Below are 7,387 nucleotides of genomic sequence, written 5' to 3' on the forward strand. Positions count from 1 at the left end.
GAATTAGCCTCAGAGATTGGAATATCTGAACGAACGATAGAAAGAAACCTTCAACGGTTGCAAAAAGAAAACAAGTTGCAACGCGTTGGACCTACCAAGGGTGGATACTGGAAGGTTATAAACTAATTATACCTGATAGTCTTGAATCTCATCATTTTGCTAAAAGAGGACTGGGCGCACTCAGGAAGGGGGCATAGTGAGCCCATTATAATTTATCTATCACATCTTTGTACCCTCTTCCAATTGGTATAGATATGCCATTCAGTTCCACCATCTCCGCCGTGTAGGACTCAATTTTATTGACAGACACAATGAACGACCGGTGTATACGTATGAAAATCCCTGCTGGTAGCAGGTCTTCCATATCATTGGTACTCATTTTGGCGATATATTCATTCCTGGTGGTAACGATCTTAATATACTCCCGCTGACTTTCGATATATAGTATTTCTGAAAACAGGATCTTTACTTTCCGCTTTTGGATATTTACAAAGATGAAGTCGCGCGCTTCTTCCGGGACTTTCTTTTGTTCTGTATTTACTTTATTCACAGCGGTTAAAAACCGTTCAAATTCAAATGGCTTCAGCAGGTAATCTTTCACATTCAGATTAAATCCTTCTACTGCATATTGATGATATGCGGTGGTTACTATGACCGCAGGTGGATTGGCCAATGTTTTGAGGAAGGCCATACCTTTTAATTTAGGGAGATGGATATCCAGGAAAATAAGATCTGTATCCTGATGCAGCAGGAACTCTGATGCCAGTATAGCATCTTTAAATACTTTCTGTAATTCAAGGAACGGAACTTCCGAGATATAGTCAACCAGTACTTTCGCCGCCAGGGGTTCATCTTCTATGATAATGCACTTTATTTTAGGCATGACTTGCAAGATTTATTTTTAACGTAGCCGTGAACGTAAACTCACCCTGTTGTACTTCCAAAAGGTAATCGGTATAAAGCAGTTCCAGTTGCCGCCGCAGGTTAGAAAGACCGATATTTTCTTTCGTCTTGTTATCGCCGGCAGGATCACCGGTAGAATTTTTTACCATGAAGAATAGCTGCCTGTTTTTTATAGAAAGATGTATATCTACAAACGGCAACTCCCTCGTTTCTGACACCCCATGCTTGAATGCATTTTCCACCAGTGGAATGAGCAGGAGCGGGGGTAAAGACTGTTTCAGATCTTCCAGGTCATAGTTGAAATTAACGCGTAGAGATTCGTCGTAACGTAGTTTTTCAAGTGCGATATAGTCATCAATGATTTTAAGGTCCTGTTCAATCGCGATATATGGTCCGCTGGTTTCATACAGCATGTACCGGAGTATTTTCGACAAGCGGAGAATAGATTCAGGGGCCAGGTCCGATTTATCTCTTGCCAGGGAATAAATATTATTCAGGGTATTGAATAAAAAATGTGGATTTGTTTGGGACTTGAGATAGTTTAATTCTGCCTGCTGACTGGCAATACGTAACTGTTGCGCCGACTGTTTTAGTCTTACATAATTATAAAGATGCCGGACGATGCCAAAGAACAGTACCGATCCTATGGCATATCCTGTGAGTTCACCGATTCTTTTTTCTATAGAGATAGGTTTACCAAGCGGGGTGTAAATATGTAATGTTACGCCCAGTGTTCTCCAGATATAAAATCCCAGCGAAAAAATAAAGGCATATAACAAGATCCGGAAAAAGGAAGCGATTAATTTTTTCGGACTAAGCTTTGGCAGCGTATGTTCAAATAGCTGGTAGTTGGCGACCGATAAATAGATCACTAACCAGAGTTCATTAAAAATGATCAGGGGAAAGTTGTTGGCATCCTCTATCGCATCACCAACAAGGTTCAACAGAAAAAAAGCAGGTATCAGCCATATGTATAGCTCAAATCGCTTTATGTCAGATAGTTTTTTCATGTTGATGTTTGGTAGGATAAATGTCGATAAATATTTCTCTTTCTCCTAATCTTCCTCCGCGATTGACGCCGCCCTGCTGTTTGTTTACCGTAATCCGTTGTTCGTTGACACGGCGTCGGGATAATAGGGTTGATTCGCTAACCTTGCACTGTCGACAATTCAGCAACCAAATACTCACACTCAATAGTAAACAAATCATGAACAACTTAATACAGTTTGGTGAGATAGTAGAAGGATATGATATCCCTGTTCTGAACGAAAGGGAAATCAGGGCTTCCGCAGGAATACTATTTCTGGCCACCTATACGTCGTTGATGTTTATCCTTTTTGATGGTAATTTCCTATTGGTGAAATATGTCATCAGCATTTTCCTGCTCGATTTATTAATACGGGTATTGATCAACCCAAGATTCTCTCCCATACTGATCATTGGACGTTTCATGGTGCGCAACCAGGTGCCGGAATATGTAGGCGCCCAACAAAAGAAATTCGCCTGGAGCATTGGTATTGTCTTATCTGCAACCATGTTCTATCTCTTTGTATTCGTTAATGCCTATAGCCTTATAACGGGTATCACCTGCCTGATTTGCCTGATATTCCTGTTCTTTGAAGCGGCTTTTGGGATTTGCTTAGGTTGTTTGGTATATCCGATTTTTTATAAGCATAAAGTACAGCATTGCCCCGGAGAAGTATGCGACAGACGGAACAGGCAAGCCATTCAAAAAGTGTCGCTGGCACAAATCATTGTATTGGTTTTGTTTATCGGAACGGTTTTTCTGGCAACTGGTTTGCTCCGGGAGCGGTTTAGCAAGCCTCCGCATAATATGTTTAAACCTTCTCCCACCGCTAAATCCAGGTAATATGCTTCCGCTATCCATACCGCGTGAAAGCGGATTAGAAAATTACTTTGCTGTTTACCGGAACAATATTGTTGGTCATCAACAATATTTTGACTCCCCTTTCGGGCAGAAGAAAATCATCTACGCCGACTGGACCGCAACAGGCAGGGCTTACGGACCTATTGAAAAATATATACAGCAGCACATACTTCCTTTTGTTGGTAATACGCATACTACCACCACTATTACTGGTACGTTGATGTCTGCGGCCTATGAGGCCGCGAAACAGATAGTGAAAGCGCATGTTAATGCGAGCGAAGAAGACGTATTACTTTTTTGTGGTAGCGGCATGACCAGCGCCGTAAATAAGTTGCAGCGAATATTAGGTATGCGTATGCCGGAGCATTTGGTAGATTATATCGATTTCACACGCTGCGATGAAGCGGAGAAACCGGTAATTTTTGTAACGCATATGGAGCATCATAGTAATCAGCTCAGCTGGCTGGAAACTATTGCCAACGTGGAGATCATAGGCTGTGATGAAAACGGAAATGTGGATATCGCACATCTCAGCGCACTATTGGCGCATTTCAAACATCGTTCTAATAAAATTGCAGCGGTTACTGCCTGCTCTAATGTTACCGGTATCCATACACCTTATCATGATATCGCGCAACTGATGCATCAATATGGAGGAGTATGTTTTGTAGACTTTGCCTGTGCTGCACCCTATTGTGATATTAATATGCATCCCGCAGAACCCGATACGCATTTGGATGCCGTTTATTTTTCTATGCATAAATTTTTAGGTGGTCCCGGTACGCCGGGAGTATTGATTTTTAATAAGCAATTATATCGCAACGCAGTCCCTGATCATCCGGGTGGAGGCACCGTGAGCTACAGCAATCCCTGGAAGGTGCATGAATACGTTGCGGATATTGAGCAACGGGAAGATGGCGGCACCCCTCCATTTTTGCAAGGCATAAAAGCAGCGATGTGTATCCGGCTGAAAGAGAAAATGGGCGTAGCTAATATCCTGCAGCGGGAAGAAGAACTGCTTGAAATTATTTTTTCCAGGTTATCAAACATGAAGCAGGTAGCAGTACTGGAAGCAGCGGTAATAAAAAGACTCGGTGTGATTTCTTTCATTGTAACAGGTGCGCCCTATAATTTAATCGTCAAACTACTGAACGACCGGTTTGGTATTCAAATGAGGGGAGGATGTTCCTGTGCCGGCACCTATGGGCATATGCTGCTGCAGGTGGATAAGCCTCGTTCTTATGCCATACTGGAGGCTATCCGGGCTGGCGATTTATCGTGTAAGCCTGGGTGGGTGCGGCTATCTATTCATCCTGTCATGACCAATGCAGAGGTGATCTTTATCATGGATGCCATTGAAATGACCGTATCTAACGTAGTTGAATGGGGGAAAGATTATACTTATGATCGGCATACAAACGAGTATAGTTTTAAGAGAAGAATAGAAAAAGAACCGCAACAGGTGGCGGAATGGTTTGATGTGGAGGAGTGGTATAATTTAATTAACTTGCCGCCGTTGTGATGTAGCCCTGTGGAGATCTTGTAAATGACCTGTTTAATCTGTAGCATCCTTATGCGTTTTCTTACGTTATTGTTTTTGTTAGTTGCCGGCGGAGCTTCCGCTCAGTTTGCAAGTGTTGATGCCTATATACGTTCCAGAGAAGGGAACAGGGTGTGGGAGAAAAATACCATGATCTGGCGTTGTGTAAAGGCTATGAAAGCAGATGCCAGTAATAAGGAAGTTGTTCAGATCTGCACTTGTCAGGCCGAACTGATTGACCGGCATTTTCCTATGAAGCAGATAAAGCAGTATGATCGCCTGTATGCCGGTGATGCATTGAATAAACTGATTGAAGGAGATTCCGCCTTGCAGGCGAGTATTGAGCAGTGTTACAAGGAAATTTCGCAAGCTAATCTTTTCTTCTCACCGGGGCAGATGATGGCCTATCGCGATTCTATGGTAGCTTATATCCGGAGCAACAAAAAAGAGCCATTGGATGAAAGCCGGATCAACAGCTATTGTGATTGTGCTGTGGCAATTATGGCGAGGCGGAAAATAAATATGCAAACCATTGAGGATATGAATGATCCCAATTCTATGTTGTTTAATGAAATTGCATATAGCTGTGGGGGATTTCCTTATAAAAAAATATCTCCCACCAGGGGATGGAGCGTGTCGGATAGTCTGGATGTAACGGGTGCTTCAGGAGTCGATGCGGTAGACGTCATCACCATTAGCGGTATGACGAAATTGAAAGTAAAAATAGGACCGGTGGTAAACGTATGGATGCTGGATTGTGGCGCTACGGATATGCTGGTGTCGGATACGATGATCAATAAATTGCTTCAGTTGAAACTCGTTTCCAAAAGTGATTTCCTGGGGCAACAAACATATAACCTGGCCAATGGGAAAGAGATTTTGTGTGATGTATACCGGATCAACCATGTGCAGGTAGGAAAGTTCATTGTGAATAACCTCATCATTGGCGCTTCTAAAGAAACCGGCAGCTTTTTGCTGGGTAAAACTTTTCTAAATAAATTCCGGCGCTGGTCTCTTGACAACCAGCGAAATCAATTGATTTTAGAGAGATAATTGTGATGGTTTATTATTTCTAATGGATCTGGTTCTACAGATGAAAGAAAGCCATTGCGCTTATTTACCTAAAAGAGGAGTTGAACTTGTGCATACTGGCAAGGGAAACCAGCACTTTATTTATTATGTTTGCACCCAAAAAAGGAGTGCAAAATTGGACCATTTGTCAGATCAGGAACTTGTAAATTTATTAAAACAAGGGAGCGAGGAGGCTTTCAGGTCGATCTATGAAAGGTATTGGGGGATACTTTATGGCAGGGCATATAGGAAGCTCGGTCATCTGGAAGAAATTAATGATATTTTACAGGAAATATTTTTGCACTGCTGGAAACATAGAGCAACCCTGGCCATTGAAACCAATTTTACCAACTATTTTCTGACTGCACTTGACTACAAAATAATCGACTTTTACCGTTCCATGGAGGTGAGGCGGAATTTTTATCATCAGCACCTGCTCAATACAGATAGCGGACATACCGTGGTAATGGATACGGTGAATTACCGGGACCTGGAACGGGTTATCCGGCAGGAAATAGCCCTCATGCCTAAACGAATGCAGCAGATTTTTCTGCTAAGCCGTGATGAGCGCCTGCAATCAGCGGCTATTGCAAAACAGTTGTCCCTATCCGATCAGAGTGTGCGCAACCAAATCAGCGCAGCTATCCACCGGCTCCGGAGCCGGGTGGGCGATCTTCTTTCCATCTGACTTTTTTTTATTCCCTCTAGGTACAAATGCCATTTTGATCCGACTCTACTATCTATATGGCGGATAATTCTTTATTTAGCCCGGAAGAGATCCAGGCATTATTGTTAAAGTACGATCGAAAGGAGTGCACGGCTGAAGAGCTGGCGCAAATCATGTCGTGGTATGAACAATTGGATCTTTCTGAAGCAGGTCAGGCGCCCGTACCCGGTACTGTAGCCGCAATACAGGCCAGGGATGCGCTATGGCAGGTGATTGATAAAGAACTGCAACGGGTAGAAACGACGCGGGTTGTTCGTCTCCCTTTTTACAAACGATCCAGGGCGGTGGCCGCCGCCGCGGTGTTGCTCTTATTGGGAACTGCTGCATGGTGGCTATTTTGGCCGGCAGCTTCCCGGGAGTTAGTAGCGCATAATGGGAACCTGGTGCATACGCAGTTGGAAGATGGTACAAAAGTATGGCTGAATGCCGGTAGCCGGCTTACGTATCAATCGCTGTCCCAATCGCGGACACGGGAAGTAACCCTTGAGGGAGAAGCTTATTTTGACGTGGCCAAAGATGAACAACGTCCGTTTATTATTCATACTAATCTGGCAGATGTAAAAGTATTGGGTACTGCATTTAATGTGCGGGCCTACAAAACCGATAGTATCACAGAAATGTTGCTGGTAAGTGGTTCTATTGCCGTTACCGTCAAAAAAGAGGGGCGGGAAATACTGCTTCGGGAGCCAAGGCAAAAAGTAACCGTCAGGCAGCCAGCTGTAGCCATACCTGGCAAGGAAACGGTGCAGATCAGTCAGGCTTTCCCTTCACCTGATGTGGACAGTGTGATCACAGAAACGCTATGGCGTAGCAATAAACTGGTATTTAATCATGAAACATTTGGAGAAGTAGCCTCCCGGATAGAACGATGCTACAATGTGAAAATACATTTCAGAGATGAAAAGGCAAAGCAGTTAAGGTTTACGGCCGTTTTCGATAAGGAAACAATTGGTCAAACTATGTCAGCATTACGTATGTCTGCCCCATTCCAATATTATATCAGTGACAATGAAATTTTTATCAACCAATAAACAACACGCATGAAAAGACCAACTTAGCCACCAATCATTTTGTGAAAAAGGGAAATGCGCTAACATTTCCCCCGAAAACTGACCAACAATTGCAGGCACCGTGTGTAAAGCGGGTACCTGTTTTTTTACTTATTGATCAAAATCAAAGATATGAAAAAAGATGAGAGTTTTTTTCACTGGGGAAGATATGTCCCTATAGTTCCGAAACAAGCATTCTTTGTTATGAA

Annotated in this window: 7 protein-coding genes; 5 read left to right on the plus strand and 2 right to left on the minus strand. The window is 43.1% G+C overall.

Features of this window, described 5'->3' with window-relative positions; all coding sequences use genetic code 11:
- Positions 1 to 205: 205 nt before the first annotated feature.
- Together VIP81_RS28145 and VIP81_RS28150 are read right to left on the minus strand one after the other, a co-directional pair.
- On the minus strand, positions 206 to 883 hold the full coding sequence (locus tag VIP81_RS28145; protein WP_331969372.1) for a LytTR family DNA-binding domain-containing protein: 678 nt from the start codon (positions 881 to 883) through the stop codon (positions 206 to 208).
- Complete coding sequence (locus VIP81_RS28150; RefSeq protein WP_331969375.1) at positions 876 to 1,913, minus strand: sensor histidine kinase; 1,038 nt, start codon at positions 1,911 to 1,913, stop codon at positions 876 to 878. Before VIP81_RS28150 ends, VIP81_RS28145 begins: the two co-directional genes overlap by 8 nt.
- A 197-nt stretch (positions 1,914 to 2,110) precedes the next feature.
- Between VIP81_RS28150 and VIP81_RS28155 the strand changes: the two genes are divergently transcribed.
- The 5 genes from VIP81_RS28155 (at position 2,111) to VIP81_RS28175 (ending at position 7,160) form a co-directional block, all read left to right on the plus strand.
- Entirely contained in the window at positions 2,111 to 2,773 is a 663-nt protein-coding gene (locus VIP81_RS28155; RefSeq protein ID WP_331969378.1) for a DUF4395 domain-containing protein, read from the plus strand.
- Position 2,774: 1 nt separating this feature from the next.
- Positions 2,775 to 4,313: an aminotransferase class V-fold PLP-dependent enzyme gene (locus VIP81_RS28160; protein WP_331969381.1), complete on the plus strand. Its 1,539-nt coding sequence runs from the start codon at positions 2,775 to 2,777 to the stop codon at positions 4,311 to 4,313.
- Between the two features lie 51 nt (positions 4,314 to 4,364).
- Complete coding sequence (locus VIP81_RS28165; RefSeq protein ID WP_331969384.1) at positions 4,365 to 5,384, plus strand: retroviral-like aspartic protease family protein; 1,020 nt, start codon at positions 4,365 to 4,367, stop codon at positions 5,382 to 5,384.
- Positions 5,385 to 5,547: 163 nt separating this feature from the next.
- Positions 5,548 to 6,090: an RNA polymerase sigma factor gene (locus VIP81_RS28170; protein WP_331969387.1), complete on the plus strand. Its 543-nt coding sequence runs from the start codon at positions 5,548 to 5,550 to the stop codon at positions 6,088 to 6,090.
- Positions 6,091 to 6,146: 56 nt separating this feature from the next.
- Positions 6,147 to 7,160 (plus strand): FecR family protein, encoded by a 1,014-nt coding sequence (locus tag VIP81_RS28175; RefSeq protein ID WP_331969390.1) that lies wholly within the window; start codon positions 6,147 to 6,149, stop codon positions 7,158 to 7,160.
- Positions 7,161 to 7,387: the final 227 nt, after the last annotated feature.

The organism is Chitinophaga sp., from assembly GCF_036566945.1.
Taxonomy (GTDB): Bacteria; Bacteroidota; Bacteroidia; order Chitinophagales; family Chitinophagaceae; genus Chitinophaga.

Coding starts and splice junctions, on each gene's coding strand:
- VIP81_RS28145 (WP_331969372.1), bottom strand. CDS start 883: ATGCCTAAAATAAAGTGCATTATCATAGAAGATGAACCCCTGGCGGCG.
- VIP81_RS28150 (WP_331969375.1), bottom strand. CDS start 1,913: ATGAAAAAACTATCTGACATAAAGCGATTTGAGCTATACATATGGCTG.
- VIP81_RS28155 (WP_331969378.1), top strand. CDS start 2,111: ATGAACAACTTAATACAGTTTGGTGAGATAGTAGAAGGATATGATATC.
- VIP81_RS28160 (WP_331969381.1), top strand. CDS start 2,775: ATGCTTCCGCTATCCATACCGCGTGAAAGCGGATTAGAAAATTACTTT.
- VIP81_RS28165 (WP_331969384.1), top strand. CDS start 4,365: ATGCGTTTTCTTACGTTATTGTTTTTGTTAGTTGCCGGCGGAGCTTCC.
- VIP81_RS28175 (WP_331969390.1), top strand. CDS start 6,147: ATGGCGGATAATTCTTTATTTAGCCCGGAAGAGATCCAGGCATTATTG.